Genomic DNA, 16,728 nt, shown 5'->3' with positions numbered 1-16,728 from the left:
GCTGTTAGATGATTAGATGTAAGATTTTAAATATTACGTTCTAAATATTGGCTAAAATTTATTAGATAAGCTTTTAAGGCTGTTTCAAATCCCAACTTTGTGCCTTGTTATATTAGTTAATGAAATTTAAAAAAGACTGTATCTGCTATTCTGCCTCAGTAATGTTACTCAAATTGATATTGCTGTAATCTACAAATTACTATAGGTTTATTTTCATGACTTAGGATTAAAACAAGATTAGAAATAAAGTTGTAAATTTAGTCTAATTTTCAACAACTTCTCAGCTTCTATTAATTTATCTATGAGAACTAAGCCCTAAAGTGTACTCATAGACTAATTTGAGGACACCGCAATGAAATTCAAGTACGCAGCAGTGCTAAGTATCGTTACTTTGTTAAGTGTAGGTTGTGCAAACGTAGAATCACAATCGCAACAGCCAGAAAATCAACCACAAGCAGAGACGGTTGCAGAAACTCCTGCTGCTGGTAACGTCAAGTCTTCAGGTGCTTTCATTGACGCAGAACATCCAACCAAAGGAACAGCCAGCATTGTTACCGAAAACGGTAAGAAATATATTCAATTTGATGAAAAATTTAAATCCGATAATGGCCCCGATTTATTTGTAATTTTGCACAAAGATGACAAGTTACCAATTACCGGAATTAAAGAAGCAGATTATGTAAGTATTGCTCCTTTGAAAAGTACAAACGGCGCTCAAAAGTATGAAGTTCCGGAAAATGTAGATGTATCAAACTTCAAATCTGTAGCTATTTGGTGTCGTAAGTTTAACGCTACATTCGGTTATGCAGTTTTAAAAGCATAAAACCACAGACACTGTTGCAATTGCTCCTCCTCAATCATTAACTACAAGGCTTAGACAAGAAGATGGAACTATCAGATTTTGTTACGCTCATACATCCGGCGATCGCAGTTGTTTTTGTATTTCCTCTCATCGGTAATGTAGTAAACCTTGCTTGGGCTGCGCGTCAGCGTCGTTTACAAACCAAAGCTAAAGTTAAAAGTAAAATTCCCGCAGTTTCAGGTGCGGAGCATAAGCGCTTAGGAGATTGGTTAACGGGTTCCGTTGTGGGGCTAACTTTACTCGGTGTAGGACACCCAATTGTAGAAAATATTATCAAACAAGAATTGTTGAGCAAATCACCTTTTCAAGTAGTTTTTCTCTTCTTGTTATTTGCTGCCACTATCGCTTCTTTGGTATTTCTCTACAAAGCTAAAGAGAAAAAGTGGAGAGCAATTTTTGCAACCTTAACTGGAATGGGTATAGTTATATTGGGTTGCCAAGATGGAGTTTTTCGACGTACAAATGAATGGTATTGGTCGCATTACTATTATGGAATAGCTGCCTCTTTACTAATGGTTTTTTCGTTAGCAATTGTACCGGAAATTTATCGCGACAAGTCCAACAAGTGGCGTATTATCCACACAGCCGTTAATACTTTCGCTTTGTTACTATTTATCGGACAAGGAATGACAGGAGTCAGAGATTTATTAGAAATTCCCTTGAGTTGGCAGAAACCTTTTGTCTTCCAATGCGACTTTGTAAATAAAACCTGCTCTTAATGGCGAGCAGCCTGCAGTTATCAGTTATCAGTTAGCAGTTAGCAGCGAACAGTGATAACTGATAATTAACTACTCCTTAGACTTTTAACAAGACTATAATTTTTGATTTTTTATAATAACTAACAATTAACTCCTAGCAACTAACTACTAACTACTATTAACTAATTGATATATGAAACTTGACTTTAATTCTTTAAGATTACGTTTAACGGCTGGTGTTGCAGCATTTTCAATTCTAGGTTTGGGCAGCCTTGCTTCTTGGACTGGTTGGAGAATGCAGCAAATATTAATTGAGAACCATAAGAAAAATATTGAAGAAATTGCCACAACGATACCCCGCGATGCAGAACTTTATAGCAAAATGGCTTCGCGGGAACAAGCACTTTCTCAAGCGATCAAAAATATAGATACCAACAATACCTTCCTATGGGTAGAAAGTGCGGAGAATCAAATATTAGCAAAGTCTAATACTTTGATGAACTCATCTCCAACTCAAGAAAATCAATTAATTGCCTTAAAAAATATTCCAATCAAACCTAAAGTCATTCAACTTGGCAATCGCTATTTTGTATTTTGCAGCGATTCTTTAAAAATAAGTGGCAAGCAAATCGGATATATTTCGGTAGCTCAGGATATAACCCGCGACCAAACTATGTTTGTGGCAATGATGCAGGGTGTGGGTGCTACTAGCATTTTTGTAATTGTAATTATGGCTGGGGCAATTGCATTTTACGTCAAGCGCTCTTTGAAGCCTTTAAGCCAGTTAAGTCAAATGACAGAAGTTATTTCTGCTGACGATTTAGGAAAGGCACAACTTTATTTAGAGAAAGCACCTACCGAAGTCAAACAGTTAGCTGAAACTTGTAATATGATGCTGGCTCGTCTTTCCGATTCCTGGGAAAAAGAGCGACAATTTGTTAGTAACGTGTCTCATGAATTACGCACTCCCTTAACAATTGTCCACGGATACTTGCAAAGTGTATTAAGAAGACAACAAAACTTAACGGAAATCCAAAAAGAAGCTTTAGAAACTGCGGCATCGGAAGCAGACAATACCATTGGTTTATTACAAGATTTACTGGAATTAGCCAGAGCAGACCACGGTAATTTGCATCTTAATATAGAAAACTGCATTTTAAATGATGTAGTCACCGAAGTTGTAGATATGGCGGATAAATGCAGCGAAAGAAATATTAAAGTTGAAGCTTCAACAGAGATAATCGAAGTCAAAGCAGACTATACTCGTCTTAAACAGGTATTGCTTAACTTAATAGACAATGCTGTTAAATATTCCGAAGCCGGAACGCCGATTACTTTAAAGGTAACTCGCAAAGAGGAAGAAGGATGCGTTCAAGTTTGTGATGTCGGTTATGGCATACCTTTACAACATCAATCGCGCATTTTTGAGCGTTTTTACCGAGTAGATGAAGCCCGTAACCGTGCAGGTGGAACCGGTTTGGGATTATCGATAGTTAAGACATTAGTTGAAGGAATGGGTGGTAAAGTTTCGGTGCGTTCCAAATTGAGTGAAGGGAGTGTTTTTACCGTTTGTTTGCCAGTTTAAGAAGAGAAACTTATTAGAGAAGATGTAGGAAGTGATTATATTAATGATGATCAAATTGCACGATTTATGAATAAATTATACAAGTATGAATTAAATAATCTCTTTATAGAAATTGTATTATCAGTAATAGGACTTACGCAAGCGGCAAATTTTGTTGTAGGGTACTGTGACACTTTGAGTAATGTCGAACGTAGTAATAAGGTTTTCAGTGTCACGCACCATCCGAGTACTGTGACAATTGCGGCCATTCCTGAGTAATCAAAAAGTTTCAGATAGATTCTCAACTCCACAGGCTATACGAAAACCAAAATCTTTGTTAGGTAAGTCGTTGTTGCATAAAGCATTATCTTTTCTATCCCCATATGAGCGAGACGCAGAACGGCAGGTTGGATAAACTGAATTCCAGCTACCAGAGCGCATCACGGCTTCACCTTGTTTTTGAGCGAGAGGCTCGTTACTATCAAACCAAGGGCTACCATCTGTCGGCGCACCTTGGTAATTATCGTGCCAATCATCAAGACACCATTCCAAAACGTTTCCATGCATATCATATAAGCCAAAATTATTAGCTCCTCCCAAACTACCTACGGGTGTTGTTTGCCCACGCTCTATTGTTCCATGTGGTTCGTCGGCAAAAGTATCGTCGCAACGAGTATTACCTAAATCCGTAGTCATTGTTTCGCCGAAATGAAATGGTGAGTCAGCGCGGTCATGGGGGTTTCCCCCAGGAGCGACTGACGAACCCCTCTGGGGTGTAGTAGTACCGGCACGGCAAGCATATTCCCATTCGGCTTCGCTACACAGACGGTAAGGTTTGCCTGTATGTTGACTAAGGCGATCGCAAAATTCAACGGCATCATACCAAGAGGCATCTTCTACTGGTAAATTATCTCTTAAATTTGTTGGTTCTAAATCCCGATTAACTTTGGGTAGTGCGGCTACGGCTCTCCATTGTTGCTGGGTAACTGAGTATTTACCGATAAAAAAAGAGGGAACCGTTACTTGATGGTGGGGTTTTTCCGTGTTGTAAATGAAATCGAAATTAACTTGTCGAATCGCATATTCTACTTCTTCATCTGTTGAACCCATAATAAAGGTACCACCGGGAATGTAAACCATATCCAAACCGATACTCTTACTTTCAACATCAGAGCAAATAGTTTCAGTAAAACAGTTGGCTTGTTTGGTTTCTCGAAGAATAATTTCCCCTCTGCGATTGACGGTAACTACTTCAAAGGAAAATGAATGTAAATGAATTTGATTCACCATCTGGTTTTAACGCAATCTGCAATATAAATTGGTATTTTCAATATGCTGAGTCAGCAATTGATTAAAATAGCAACTTCTGCTGTGGAGATGCCGAGTTACACAGCATCGGCTACTGAATGCTTTCTAATACCCAAGGCATTTTTATCAGATTTATTCTGCTTAAAACCTGAAGTTTTGGGATAACATCACTAAAAGGATGTAAATATCATAACTTATGGCAGAAAAACAACTGGTTGAATTTGCGCTAGAAGATGGCACAAAGTTTTTAGTTGAAGTAGAAAAGCCAGCAGGACAAACTGGTATACCTCCCAAACCTGTATCTCGCGATGGTGGACTAGCTGTTACACCAGCAGGCAAAACATTTAATAAGGCTTTGGATGATGTAAGACCTGTTCTTGCAACTGTTGTTTCTAAGCTTAAGGATGTTAGTCCTGATGAAACTGAAGTGAAATTTGGAGTAAAGCTGGCTGCTAATGCTGGAGTGGTATTTACTTCTTTGGGAAGTGAGGTAACTTTTGAAGTTACGGTGAAGTGGAAAAAGGAATCGAAGGAATCGGCGTAGCTATTTCATGACAGATGAGTTTGAACTGTATAAAAAAACAATTGCTCGAATCTACCGCTCGGATGGGGCTATTGTAGGTTCGGGTTTTTTAGTATTAAATCGCCATGTTTTAACTTGCGCTCATGTTGTTGCTGATGCTTTGGGAATTGCACATACCGCTCAAGATTGTCCTGAAGATTTGGTGGAGTTAGATTTCCCTTTACTTGCTTGGGAACGAACGCAAAAAGTTCAAGCCAAGGTTGTTTATTGGAAACCGATGTCTCCAGAGGGGATGTGGGTTGGTGGAGATGATATTGCAGCTTTGAAACTGGAGGAGAATTTAGTCGAAGATATTCTTCCAATTGGGTTAGTTATGGGAAAGTATGCATGGAGTGCTTTTAAAGTTTTGGGTTTTCCTAGTGGATACGACGTTGGTGTATGGACTAAGGGAGATTTACGGGACTTTGTTGGGAATGGGCAGGTGCAAATGATTGTTCTAGAGCAGAGTGATTATTATGTGGAAGGTGGTTTTAGTGGCGCACCTGTATGGGTTGATACTTTGAATGGAGTTGCTGGAATCATGGTTGCAGCAGAACCTGCTGAAAGCGAAAAGCGCAAACAAGTAAAAGCAGGATTTATGATTCCGGTTGAAGTTTTGAGAGAATGTTGGTGCGATTTAGAACCATGCATAAAACCGCGTATTTTGGAAACCAATATTCCGATTGTTCAGCCGTTAGTTACAGAGCCATCCTCTAATCAAAAGATAGCAGAAATTTTATGTTTATTGGACTATAAACAGCAAGAGCAAGAGTTTAGAAGTGCGATTGAAGAATGTAAGGAAGGAGCTTTTTTAGTTCAGACAGGGGAAGAAAGAATTCAGCGTTGGTTGGTGCGGCGTTTAGCAAAATGCGTACCGGATTTTAAGCAAGCCTATAAATTATCAATTCGGATTCGCTCTCATCCGATGCGAAACAATTTTGATGCTTTTTGGCAGGAATTTAAGCAAGATTTAGGAGAAAATCTAAATCGTGAAATGGTAATTCAAGGGTTAGCTGAATTTTGTAAAACAAAGTCCGTAATTATTGTTATTTATGGTATTAGCTGTTTAGATGCAGAAAAAGTAGGTAAATTCTATGCTTTTTGGTCAGATTTAGTTGAAAAAGTTAGTTCAATTCCGCGTTCTTTTCGCTCGCGCTTGGTTTTAATATTAGCAGAAAAAAACAGTGCTACTTTGTCGAATAAACTACTTCCATTTTCATTCGTTCAGCCTATCTCTATTAACGAAATTAACGAAACTCAATCTTCTCTAAAACTGACACCTTTACAAAAGATTTTAAAGAAAGATGTAGAAAATTGGTTGGCTCAAGAAGATGTTTATAGCAAACTCAATCAAACTGATGATTACGTACAATCAATTGTTGAGAATGATATTCCAGGTTGGGAAGAAAAACCTTTAGAAATACTAGATGAAATTTGTTATACGGTATTCCAAATTGAAAATGGTATTACAGCAATTGAACCTTATTGGAAGTTAGCAGGATGAGTAAGAATCAAGAACCATTACCAGAACCAGATTATCAGTATAAGGGAGAATATCAACCCCAAAAGGAAATAAAAGATTCTTTGGGACGAATCTGCTATCCCTATCTACCTAGTGAGGATTTAAAAGAAGCGGTTAATTTGGCGATCGCGCTAGAGCGTCCATTACTTTTAGAAGGAGAACCCGGTTGTGGTAAAACTCGTTTAGCGGCGGCGGTTGCCTATGAATTTACCCAAAAGTATCTGCAAAACCAGTACTGGGATTATTATATCTGGAATATAAAATCTACAACACGCGCTCGTGATGGACTTTATAAATATGATGCTATTGCCAGATTGCGAGACGCTCAGTTAATGGGAACTAACCCGCAACAGTTGCAAGAATTTTTAGGTATTGTAGAAATTGGAGATTTAAAAAAGCGGTTGCAGGATAAGAAGAATTATCGGGAATTTGGAGCATTAGGTAAGGCATTACAAGAACATAAATATCGTCCTATTTTGTTAATTGATGAAATTGATAAAGCAGATAGTGATTTTGCGAATGATTTACTGCTGGAATTAGAAGAATTACGCTTTGAAGTACCGGAAACTGGTGAGTTATATCCGACTCCCCAAAATAAGCCGATTATTTTTATTACTAGCAATCGTGAGAAACCTTTACCAGAACCTTTTCTGCGTCGGTGTCTGTACTTTTTTGTCAAATTTCCTCAAGAAGACCAATTAAAGAAAATAATTGATAAGCGATTTGGTGAGTTAACAAAAGATAAACAAAAAATTGTCGAACAAGCTATGAATAGTTTTTATGAAATTCGCGCGGGACTTACAATCATACCTGGAAGCAGACCACCAGGGACTAGCGAATTTATCGAGTTTCTTACCGCACTTTTAAATAGAAATGATGTTGAAAAGGCATTGGATGATTTAAACAATTTATCTAAGAAATTACCATTATTAGGAACGCTTTTAAAAACCAAGCAAGACCAGGAGTTATATCAGAAAAAACAATGAATAATGAATAATTAACAATGAAAAAAAAATCCTTCAATCAATACTTTGCGCTCCTCTGCGTTAACCTCCGCGCTCCTCTGCGTTAAAAAAATATCAAATCCTTATTCATGAGTGATTCTCAATCAATCAAAATTGATTCATTATTATTAGATTTATTCCAAGAATTGCGACAAGCAGGAATGGCTCTAACTCTGGAACAATATCACTTATTGCAACAAGCAGTTGCTCGCGGGTATGGTTTAGGTGGATGGGAGGATATAAAACGAGTGTGTCGGCTGTTATGGGTAAAACCTTGCGATAACTACGATATTGGTATTTTTGACCGTACTTTTGAGAGCTATGTTTGGCAGCATCATAATAAAATGCCTGTAGAATCCGTAGAAAAAGAACCGCAATCTCTAGAAAAAACTCCTTCTGCGGTAAAACAGTCAGCTAATTTCCCCAAAATTCCACCCAGAAAGCAGAAATCGCCATCAACTGATAAACCTGGTGAAGCAAAAGTTCCAGTTGCGATGCAAACTTCCGCAGCTTCCCCAAAGTTTGAGAATACTAGGAATGACTTTCAGCTAGTTGCAAAAGACTTTCCGATTCAATTGCAAGATGTTCAAACAGCTTGGCGTTTGTTGAGACAATCGCAGCGAGTTGGTTGGGATTATGAATTGGATATTGAAGCGACACTTGAACAAATTGGACGGGAAGGTTTGTTTGCTGATGTGGTGATGCGTCCAGTCAAAACTCGACGAACTGAATTGCTGCTGCTAATTGATGATAATTTAGCAATGATTCCATTTTTCCCCGCCCTTGAACCTTTTATGCAAGCAATTGCAGAAGCTCGAATCACTCCCGCTCGGATATATCGATTTACCAGCTATCCCGACGAATATCTTTATCATTGGTATCGCCCAACTGTTGCTCAACCCCTCAATGACTTGTTATCAAAACTGCATCGTAACCGTACTATTACCTTAATTATCAGCGATGCTGGAGCTGCAACAGCTACCTATAGCCAAGAAAGAATTGAAGGAATATCAAAGTTTTTAACTGCATTATCTCCCTGCATTCGTCAATTAATCTGGCTTAATCCTTTACCACCGCAACGCTGGGAGCAGACTTCAGCGATTACAATCGATGCGATACTTAATGGCAGGATGTTAACTTACGAGCCTGCTAGTTTGCAAACGGCAACAAAAGAAATGACCCAAGAGAATATGATTGAGATATGGCAAATGTATTCCCCGACTCAAAGAAACCAAGCAACAGAGAAGATTTAACAACTCGCCGCATTCGAGTCTTTGCAAAACGTCACGGAGAACAGGCTCTATTTTTAGCCTATCATGCAGCTTTTCCGCTGACTATCACTTCAGATTTGCTTTATTGTCTGCGCGAAAATTTTGTCCGGGATTGTCCTTGGTATGCAGTAGCCGATGTGTTGCTATCGGGTTTATGTCAACCCGTAGGCTATGACCTTTATGAGATGGAGGGGAAAACCAGAAACCGCTTGCTGAGTCGTTTGTGTATTGAATTTGGGGAAGAAAGACTCAAGGAACTGGCGAATTTTATGTCACAGTACATTGCCAATCGCTTACAGAAAGACAATGACCGTGTTTTGGTATTGGGAGAGCGTCCAAACTGGACGGCATTAGCATATTTGAGTGGGGATGGAACAGAAGCAGTTAATGCCATCAAAGAAGAATTACAAAGGTTAACGGCATCCGCAGATGCTCAACAACGTATTAAATGGGCAGCATTAGTAGAGAATTATGCTGACTTGTTATCGGAGAAGGGTTTTGAGCCGTTGTTATTAAAATGGGCGCAGGACACCATTGAGGCTCAACCTATCCAAGATGATGAAGAGACGGAAATTGCTGAATTGATGGGAATTGAGCTAAAACCTTTTGACTATGATGTCGCGGTTATAAACCCAGATATTACCCGAGATGATGAGTTAGAAGACGAGTTAAAATCTTTTGAATTTGAAACGGTAACAGTTGATAATCGCGGACAAGTAATTAATAAAGAGCAAAAACAAGCATTTTATTTCCTAGAGTTTTTAGGTGAAGTCCCAGGAAAACAAGCAGAACTAAAAATAGAAATGGTGGCGATTCCTGGAGGCACTTTTGAAATGGGTTCCCCAGAAGATGAACCAAAACGCCGTAAAAGCGAGAGTCCCCAGCATACAGTAACTGTACAACCTTTTTTCATGAGTAAGTATCCTGTAACTCAGGCACAGTGGCGATTTGTAGCGCAGTTATCCCAGATAAATAGGCAGATAAAACTAGAACCTTCTAGATTTAAAGGGGATAACCGCCCTGTAGAACAAGTATCCTGGTACGATGCAGTTGAATTTTGCAATCGTCTTTCTAACTATACAGGTAGAATCTACACTTTACCCACTGAAGCGGAATGGGAATATGCTTGTCGTGCAGGTACTACGACACCGTTTCACTTTGGTCAAACAATTACTGGTGATTTAGCTAATTATGCTGCTATTAAAACTTATACTAGGGAAGCTAAAGGAGAATATTGTAAAGAAACTACTCCAGTAGGGAAATTTCTAGCTAATACTTTTGGATTATACGATATGCACGGCAACGTTTGGGAATGGTGCCTTTATGACTGGCATTATAACTATAAACATACGCTGAAAGATGGCAATGCTTGGCTCGATAGTGAGGATGATAATCTTTCTCAAAAGCAAGGAGGAGCGGTGCTGCGGGGCGGTTCCTGGATCGACTCTCCAAATTTGTGCCGTTCCGCGTCTCGCAACAGCTACGATAGGGCGCTGCGCGACAACATAACTGACCCTTTTGGTTTTCGTGTTGCCTGCGGGGTTGAGAGGACTTTTTAGTAGCCCTTTATTTTTTAGAACTTTTACCTTATTATTTTTCTTTTTTTCTTGTTTTGTTGCCTTATAGCCACTCGAATTTTGGCTCTCGTTTCGATGCTCTCTGTGGGAACGTATTTCCAGAGACTTCGACTGGTAAGGAGAAATGAGAAATGAGAAAGGAGAACTTTAGTAAGTGTGAAATATAAAAATCAATGACACAAACAATCATAAAAAAAAGCCGAAAGACGGGGCTATATTTTGTAGAGAGCTTGGGTGATGGAGTTGAACTGGAGATGGTGCTAATTAAAGGTGGTACCTTTACAATGGGGGCACCAGAAGATGAAGAAGGTAGTACAGATGATGAACGTCCTCAACACCAAGTTACAGTTCCAACTTTCTTCATGGGTAAATACCAAGTTACTCAAGCACAGTGGAAAGCCGTAGCTAAATTACCTGAAGTAGAAAGAGAATTAAAAGCAGAGCCATCAAACTTCAAAGGAGATAACCGCCCTGTTGAGAAAGTCTCTTGGTACGATGCGGTTGAGTTTTGTGCCAGATTATCAAATCACACTAAAAGAAAATATAGTTTACCAAGCGAAGCCGAATGGGAATATGCTTGTCGTGCTGGTACAACTACACCGTTTCATTTTGGCGAGACAATTACATCAGATTTGGCTAACTATAATGCTACATCAACTTACGGGAATGCTTCCGAAGGAGAATACCGCGAGGAAACAACACCTGTAGGAAGTTTTGGTCTAGCGAATGCTTTTGGGTTATGCGATATGCATGGGAATGTTGATGAATGGTGCCTTGATGATTGGCATGATAATTACGAAGGAGCGCCAACGGATGGTAGTGCTTGGTTTGATGACAAGAATGATAATCTTTATCAAAGACAAGGAACAGGCGTGCTGCGGGGCGTTTCCTGGGACAGCGATCCTGTAGACTGCCGGTCTGCGTGCCGCCTCAACTATGCTTGGCGCGAGCTTATCGACGACGCTATTGGTTTTCGTCTTGCCTGTGGTGTTGGGAGGACTTCTTAGTAGTCCTCTACACTTTAGTTATTTTGCATTTTATGATAAACGAGTTTCTTCTTTTTGACTTACTTTTTATCAAGAAACCGCCGGAGGAAGCAAAAGCTGCTTCCGCTTTCTCGTATTCTTCCTCCGTCCTTTCACCAACAAATAAGCCGCAGGAGTAAAATAAAGCGCCAGTAGCGGAGAACCACCAATCCCACCGGCGATCGCAATCGCTAAAGGTAGCCAGAAAGGGTCGCCATCGGCAATTAGTGGAATAAAACCGACCATTGTTGTAATGGTTGTAGTTAAGACGTGACGTGTCGCTTTGACTACAACTTCCCGTACTGCTTTAACATCACCATTCTTGGCTGCTTCATCTTCATTAAAGGCTGACAAAATAATAATCGCACCGTTGATAGCAATCCCAATTAAACCCATTGTCCCGACAATTGCCATAAATCCGAATACCGAATCAAAAGCCCACAGAGCAAATAAAGCTAAACCAACCGAACCAGCCCCAACAGCAAACACGATACCAGCCATTCGGAAGGAACCCAAGGATAGCACTAGGGTAATCACCATAATTAACCCCAACAATCCCACAGTTGACATGAGATTTCCGGTAGCTTCTCCGCTTTCTGCTTGTTCTCCACCAAATTCATATCTGTATCCGGGAGGAAGTTTTGATTCAAATTCCTGTGCTTGCAAACGTTGTTGTAATTCTCCCAGAACTACTGACGGTAAAACCCCAGCAGAAATAAAAGCTTGGACGGTGTTAACTCTTTGTTCGTTACGTCGGGAAATGCTTGCTAATTGAGGAACCAGATTAAACTTCCCTAATGCTGAGAGAGGACGTAAATTTGGTTCGGTACCAGTTTGTTGAGTTGGCTGTAGGTTAAGGGAAGCAATCTGAGATAAATCTCCTCGATTTGAATTCGCGATTCTTACTCTTACTGGTAAATTTTCCGTAGATTCCAGAATCGAACCACCAACGGAACCTTCTAAATAAGTTTCTAACTGTTGCGCTATAGCCCTATTATCAAGTCCGACTAATCTTGCTTGCTCTTCATCTACTTCTAAACCCAACTTGGGCAAAGTTTCGGTTAAGTCATCCCTAGCATGGGTAACGTCGGGTATCTGTGTCAAAATTTCCCTAACTTGAACACCTAATCTTCTTAATTCTGCGATATCAGGGCCGAAAATCCGCATTTCCACCGGAGCTTCAAATGGTGGTCCTTGCTCTAATTGTTTTACTAAAACTCTAGCGCTAGGGAATGCTGAATCTAACTCATCTTGTAAAGTCCGAATTAATTGCATAACCCCTTTATCTGTATTTAGCTGTACCATTGCTTGAGCGTAGTAAGCAGCATTTTTCATCCCACCAGTAAAGTTGTAGTAAAACTTGGGAGCGCTTTCTCCGACAAACCAGTGAACTTCCTCAACCTGGGAATGTTCTTGAATTAATTTACGAGCCAATAATACATCCTCGCGACTTTGAGCAATGGAAGTTTGAGCGGGAAACTCGACTTCGATTTGAAACTGATCGCGGTTGAGAGAAGGGAAAAACTGTGTAGGTAGAGAACTAACATTTATAAAACCCATAACCGGTAATATCATTGTTAAAACAATCGCAATTAAAGGTTTAGCTGTAGCCCAGTTTAAAGTTTTACGATAAATCCGACCTAAAAAAGGTGAAGATAAACCTGAATTCCACCAAGCATGGGGATTTTTAATTGTTGATAAAAGTCTTGATAAAAGTCGAGATTTACGGGATTTGCGTTTCGGACGAATATCTTCCTCGTCAACTTGAGTTTGAGCCAAAAAACGACCCGAAAGCGCAGCAATTACCGTCAAAGAAATTACCAAAGAAGAAACCAGGGACATAATTACACCCCAAGCGATGGAACCAACAAATTCCCCCGCTCCTCCCGGTAATAAACCAATTGGTAAGAAGGTAAGGATTGTGGTTAAACTTGAAGTCAGCAGCGGAACAGTTAAATAATTAACCGTTTTCACCACCGCATCTTTTGGCTTTAATCCATGTTCTAGTTCGACCTGAATTTCATCAACAACTACAATTGCGTTGTCAATTAATAAACCTAAAGCAATAATCAATCCCGACACTGACATTTGATGAATCGGAATATTAAAAATCTGCAATTCACCAAACACCGCAAACACTGTCAAAGGTAATGCAGCTCCAACAATAAGAGAAGAGCGCCAACCCATCCCCACAAAAGTTACGGCAACCACAAGGAACGCACTAAATAATAGATTTGAAATTAAATTATCTAAACGTGTTTCAACATAACTACTTTGGTCAAAAATAACTTCCAATTTAATTCCATTTGGAACACGCTGACGAAAATCTTCTAACTGTTCGCGGATTTTCCCAGCCCATAAATCAATTCTATTTCCCGGTTCCATCAAAACACCCAAAGCTACAGCAGGTTTGCTACCAATCAAAGCCAAATCTGTAACTGGTTGTCTGATACCTCTATTAACCCTCGCAATATCCCCCAAACGAGTAAACTGTCCGCTCGTAGTCGAAGAAATCGGTATTTGACGAATTCGTTCTAACGAATCAAGTTCTCCTTCTACTTCTATCGCTAGAGTATTTCGCGGACTCCGTAATTGTCCAGCGCTAACTTTGGCATCGCTTTGCTGTATTTGTTGCGATAACTGCTGAGCATTTAATCCTACTGCTGCTAAATCCGATGGATTAATTTCCACAGTAATTTCTTCCGAAGGGAAACCAAACGTATCAACCTTTTCAGTTCCCCCCACACCCCGAAGTTGAACATCAAGCTCCTGTGCAAAACGGCGTAAAATTGCATAATTAGGTTCGCTTTTTCCTTCCCAAACTAAAGATGCAATTACCGCATAAGCTCGGGTTTCCGCTTCATCTAAATCCGGTTCCAGTACACCCGATGGAAATTGCGGTTCCGCATCTGCTAACTTATCCCTTACCCTTGTCCAAATGGGTTCGGCTTCGCTTACAGTATCTTTTAATTCAATCGAAACTGTTGATAAACCAATACGAGAATCGGATGTGATAGTATTAATTTCCTCAATCTCAGACATCTCTGATTCAATTACTTCCGTCACCAGCGCTTCCACCCGTTCCGCACTAGCTCCAGGAAAAATAGTAGTAACAATACCAGTCCGAGCTACCAACTGCGGATCTTCCTGACGCGGTAAAGATTGAAACGCCGAAAGTCCCCAAAATATGATTAATACAAAGGTTAGGATTAGCAAACGGACATTGCGGAAAAAAGGAAGAACCATGATTAATAGGTAATTGGTAATAGATAATTGGTAATGGGTAATAGTTTGCCCTGGTGTGTTACGGCACGAGATCATTCGATTGGAAGATTATTCCTTTGATAATGCCGTAACGCACCATTATGTATTAAGAAAATTGTCAATTACGTTTTGATTAAAAGAGTTAGGAATTGTGAATTATCAGTAGCGAGTTAAAAGTTAATTTATTTTGGATTTTGATAATATATGGATTTATTTAGGATTAAATTTATGGGGTAAGAATTAATTTTTTCTACCCCCTCTCCCCCCTCTTCCCCATCTCCCCCTCTCTCCTCACTCCCCAATCGGACGCACAATCTGACCGGGAACCAAGCGATGAACTCCGTTTGCAACAATTCTGTCTCCGGGTTGCAAAGTACCCCGTACCAAAACTCTGTCGCTTTCTTGGTGTAATACTTCTACAGTTCGCTGCTCAAGTACAAATGAATTTTTAGGAGTACTTGCATTCTCTACTTTCGGTTTGGTTAAAACGTAACTAGTCCAAAGTCCGCGCAATCCCTGAGTTAAGGCTTTATTTGGCAACCAAAATCCTTCTGTGGAAATTGTATCTGTCAGCTTTAACCTAACTGTTTGACCGGGGTTAATTTGAGATATTAAGGAAGACTCTAATTTCAATACGACTACTTGAGTACGAGTATTAGGATTAACTTCTGGCAAAATTGAAGCGACTCTTGCTGAATAAGTCTGATTATTAATTTGTACCTTTTGAGTGCTACCAACTCGCAATCGATTTACTACGCTTGCAGGCATTCCAATTCTAGCTTCTGGACTGGTATTTTCTACCAATCTCACCACAGCTTGACCTGTATTTACTACCGTTCCTTCATCGATTTGACGAGCGGAAACTATACCTGCAAATGGTGCTTTGATAGTACTTTTAGCTATATTAATTTCTAAGTCTGATATACTTGCTTCTAATTGTTTAACCACTGCTCGCTGTGCGGCTATTTGTTCTGTACGAGTCCCTGCTAAAAGTTCGTTTAAATTACTTTGAGCTTGTCTCAAACGAGCGTTTAAAGAATTTTCACCGAAAGAAATTTCATCTAGCTGTTCTCGGGAAATTGCTCCTTCACCGTACAAATACTTTCGTCTCTTTAACTTAGTTCTTTGTAGCTGCAACTGCTGTTGAATATCATCTACTGCTGCCCGAGCGGCTGCAATATCCTGCTGACGAGGACCTGCAATAAATTCATCCAATCTTGCTTGTGCTTGGGCTTTTTGAGCTTCTAATTGCAATTTTTGCATCTGTAAATTACTTACATCAAGCTTTGCAATTGGCTGTCCCGATTTCAGACGATCGCCCTCTTTGACAAAAACATTAACTAACTTTCCACCTCGTTCAAACCCCAATTCGCTAGTCCGAATTGCAGCAATTTCACCAGTGTAAGTCCGCATAACCTGATAGGATTCAACGGGTTTGGCTCGTAAAGTTGTAACTGGCAAAGGTTTTGCCACTGCGACTTCCTGGGTTTCAGGTTCTGCTTGAGTGAAGTTCTTAGCACCAAACACAGCCCCTGCTGCTACCATTAACCCAAGCAAACCCAACATTCCATAGCGAAGCAACTTGGAATAATCTCGGTACTGATTCTCTTTTTCTTGTGAATATCCCCCATTGTCAAGTGTTTCATCACCCGATATCTGGGAATTTGGAGTAAAATCTGGGTTCATAGTACTTGCCTCCAGTGGGGCTTATATCTTCGTCTGAGAAAGTTTGCTCAACGGGACGGCACTTGCTACAACGCGCTTGTTCCCGCGCAACGTAGTGGCTTGGGAACCTCCCTCCGGGTAAGGCTAACGCCTCGCTTCGCTAACGCTAGTTTGGAGGACGGAAACCGACACCCCCTTACCTTGTCTCACCGCAACGTAGTGCCTCGGGGACCCCGGCACCGCAACTTTCCGCGAAATAAGTTTTCTCATGCATACAATTCAAACACACGTTTTAATTTTCGTCAATCATACGTTTGATAGATACATATGTTGAATTGCATACATGTTTTTCAACCATTGGAACCAATTCTTTTAATTACTTTTACAGCTAAAATAGAGCTATCAT

14 protein-coding genes are annotated in these 16,728 nt (G+C 40.0%); 11 read left to right on the top strand and 3 right to left on the bottom strand.

Translation table 11 applies throughout. The annotated features are described in order from the left end of the window. The first annotated feature begins 352 nt into the window (after positions 1-352). The 4 genes from RIV7116_RS00170 (at position 353) to RIV7116_RS37505 (ending at position 3,403) form a co-directional block, all read left to right on the top strand. Entirely contained in the window at positions 353-823 is a 471-nt protein-coding gene (locus RIV7116_RS00170) for a DM13 domain-containing protein (protein ID WP_015116228.1), read from the top strand. 62 nt (positions 824-885) lie between these two features. Beyond that, the gene (locus RIV7116_RS00165; RefSeq protein WP_015116227.1) at positions 886-1,581 is read left to right on the top strand and encodes a DUF4079 domain-containing protein; all 696 of its coding nucleotides are present in this window, start codon (positions 886-888) and stop codon (positions 1,579-1,581) included. A gap of 172 nt (positions 1,582-1,753) precedes the next feature. Then, positions 1,754-3,145: an ATP-binding protein gene (locus RIV7116_RS00160; protein WP_015116226.1), complete on the top strand. Its 1,392-nt coding sequence runs from the start codon at positions 1,754-1,756 to the stop codon at positions 3,143-3,145. A gap of 12 nt (positions 3,146-3,157) precedes the next feature. Further along, positions 3,158-3,403 carry a DUF4277 domain-containing protein gene (locus RIV7116_RS37505; RefSeq protein ID WP_083894028.1) on the top strand — a complete coding sequence of 82 codons (246 nt, stop codon included), beginning with the start codon at positions 3,158-3,160 and terminating at the stop codon, positions 3,401-3,403. Here the strand turns inward: RIV7116_RS37505 and RIV7116_RS00155 are convergent, their stop codons facing one another. Continuing rightward, the gene (locus RIV7116_RS00155; protein ID WP_015116224.1) at positions 3,404-4,414 is read right to left on the bottom strand and encodes a formylglycine-generating enzyme family protein; all 1,011 of its coding nucleotides are present in this window, start codon (positions 4,412-4,414) and stop codon (positions 3,404-3,406) included. A gap of 42 nt (positions 4,415-4,456) precedes the next feature. On the opposite strand from RIV7116_RS00155, the gene RIV7116_RS36245 reads away from it, so the two are divergent. From RIV7116_RS36245 to RIV7116_RS00125, 7 genes are all read left to right on the top strand, one after another. Continuing rightward, positions 4,457-4,597 carry a hypothetical protein gene (locus RIV7116_RS36245; protein ID WP_198287568.1) on the top strand — a complete coding sequence of 47 codons (141 nt, stop codon included), beginning with the start codon at positions 4,457-4,459 and terminating at the stop codon, positions 4,595-4,597. Between the two features lie 31 nt (positions 4,598-4,628). Further along, the gene (locus RIV7116_RS00150) at positions 4,629-4,976 is read left to right on the top strand and encodes a CU044_2847 family protein (protein WP_015116223.1); all 348 of its coding nucleotides are present in this window, start codon (positions 4,629-4,631) and stop codon (positions 4,974-4,976) included. Between the two features lie 7 nt (positions 4,977-4,983). Next, on the top strand, positions 4,984-6,498 hold the full coding sequence (locus RIV7116_RS33535) for a trypsin-like peptidase domain-containing protein (protein ID WP_015116222.1): 1,515 nt from the start codon (positions 4,984-4,986) through the stop codon (positions 6,496-6,498). Further along, a complete protein-coding gene (locus RIV7116_RS00140; RefSeq protein ID WP_015116221.1) occupies positions 6,495-7,502 on the top strand; it encodes a MoxR family ATPase in 1,008 nt (335 codons plus the stop codon). Before RIV7116_RS33535 ends, RIV7116_RS00140 begins: the two co-directional genes overlap by 4 nt. A gap of 107 nt (positions 7,503-7,609) precedes the next feature. Then, positions 7,610-8,773: a hypothetical protein gene (locus RIV7116_RS00135; RefSeq protein WP_015116220.1), complete on the top strand. Its 1,164-nt coding sequence runs from the start codon at positions 7,610-7,612 to the stop codon at positions 8,771-8,773. Beyond that, positions 8,722-10,350, top strand: a complete 1,629-nt coding sequence (locus RIV7116_RS00130; RefSeq protein ID WP_015116219.1) for a formylglycine-generating enzyme family protein — start codon at positions 8,722-8,724, stop codon at positions 10,348-10,350. Before RIV7116_RS00135 ends, RIV7116_RS00130 begins: the two co-directional genes overlap by 52 nt. A 191-nt stretch (positions 10,351-10,541) precedes the next feature. After that, positions 10,542-11,375, top strand: a complete 834-nt coding sequence (locus RIV7116_RS00125) for a formylglycine-generating enzyme family protein (RefSeq protein ID WP_015116218.1) — start codon at positions 10,542-10,544, stop codon at positions 11,373-11,375. Between the two features lie 69 nt (positions 11,376-11,444). Here RIV7116_RS00125 and RIV7116_RS00120 read toward each other — a convergent pair whose 3' ends face one another. Both RIV7116_RS00120 and RIV7116_RS00115 read right to left on the bottom strand, forming a co-directional pair. Then, positions 11,445-14,639 (bottom strand): efflux RND transporter permease subunit, encoded by a 3,195-nt coding sequence (locus RIV7116_RS00120; RefSeq protein WP_015116217.1) that lies wholly within the window; start codon positions 14,637-14,639, stop codon positions 11,445-11,447. Between the two features lie 309 nt (positions 14,640-14,948). After that, positions 14,949-16,343 carry an efflux RND transporter periplasmic adaptor subunit gene (locus RIV7116_RS00115; RefSeq protein ID WP_015116216.1) on the bottom strand — a complete coding sequence of 465 codons (1,395 nt, stop codon included), beginning with the start codon at positions 16,341-16,343 and terminating at the stop codon, positions 14,949-14,951. Positions 16,344-16,728 lie beyond the last annotated feature (385 nt).

Origin of the sequence: Rivularia sp. PCC 7116, from assembly GCF_000316665.1 — a bacterium.
Classification (GTDB): Bacteria; Cyanobacteriota; Cyanobacteriia; order Cyanobacteriales; family Nostocaceae; genus Rivularia.
The sequence above is the reverse complement of the archived record's forward strand: the minus strand, read 5'-3'. Positions and strand labels throughout refer to the sequence as shown.

What these genes read in the sequence shown, in the direction of transcription:
- RIV7116_RS00130 (WP_015116219.1), top strand. Translation starts at nt 8,722, where the DNA reads ATGGCAAATGTATTCCCCGACTCAAAGAAACCAAGCAACAGAGAAGAT.
- RIV7116_RS00135 (WP_015116220.1), top strand. Translation starts at nt 7,610, where the DNA reads ATGAGTGATTCTCAATCAATCAAAATTGATTCATTATTATTAGATTTA.
- RIV7116_RS00120 (WP_015116217.1), bottom strand. Translation starts at nt 14,639, where the DNA reads ATGGTTCTTCCTTTTTTCCGCAATGTCCGTTTGCTAATCCTAACCTTT.
- RIV7116_RS33535 (WP_015116222.1), top strand. Translation starts at nt 4,984, where the DNA reads ATGACAGATGAGTTTGAACTGTATAAAAAAACAATTGCTCGAATCTAC.
- RIV7116_RS00140 (WP_015116221.1), top strand. Translation starts at nt 6,495, where the DNA reads ATGAGTAAGAATCAAGAACCATTACCAGAACCAGATTATCAGTATAAG.
- RIV7116_RS00125 (WP_015116218.1), top strand. Translation starts at nt 10,542, where the DNA reads ATGACACAAACAATCATAAAAAAAAGCCGAAAGACGGGGCTATATTTT.
- RIV7116_RS36245 (WP_198287568.1), top strand. Translation starts at nt 4,457, where the DNA reads ATGCTGAGTCAGCAATTGATTAAAATAGCAACTTCTGCTGTGGAGATG.
- RIV7116_RS00160 (WP_015116226.1), top strand. Translation starts at nt 1,754, where the DNA reads ATGAAACTTGACTTTAATTCTTTAAGATTACGTTTAACGGCTGGTGTT.
- RIV7116_RS00150 (WP_015116223.1), top strand. Translation starts at nt 4,629, where the DNA reads ATGGCAGAAAAACAACTGGTTGAATTTGCGCTAGAAGATGGCACAAAG.
- RIV7116_RS00165 (WP_015116227.1), top strand. Translation starts at nt 886, where the DNA reads ATGGAACTATCAGATTTTGTTACGCTCATACATCCGGCGATCGCAGTT.
- RIV7116_RS00170 (WP_015116228.1), top strand. Translation starts at nt 353, where the DNA reads ATGAAATTCAAGTACGCAGCAGTGCTAAGTATCGTTACTTTGTTAAGT.
- RIV7116_RS00155 (WP_015116224.1), bottom strand. Translation starts at nt 4,414, where the DNA reads ATGGTGAATCAAATTCATTTACATTCATTTTCCTTTGAAGTAGTTACC.
- RIV7116_RS00115 (WP_015116216.1), bottom strand. Translation starts at nt 16,343, where the DNA reads ATGAACCCAGATTTTACTCCAAATTCCCAGATATCGGGTGATGAAACA.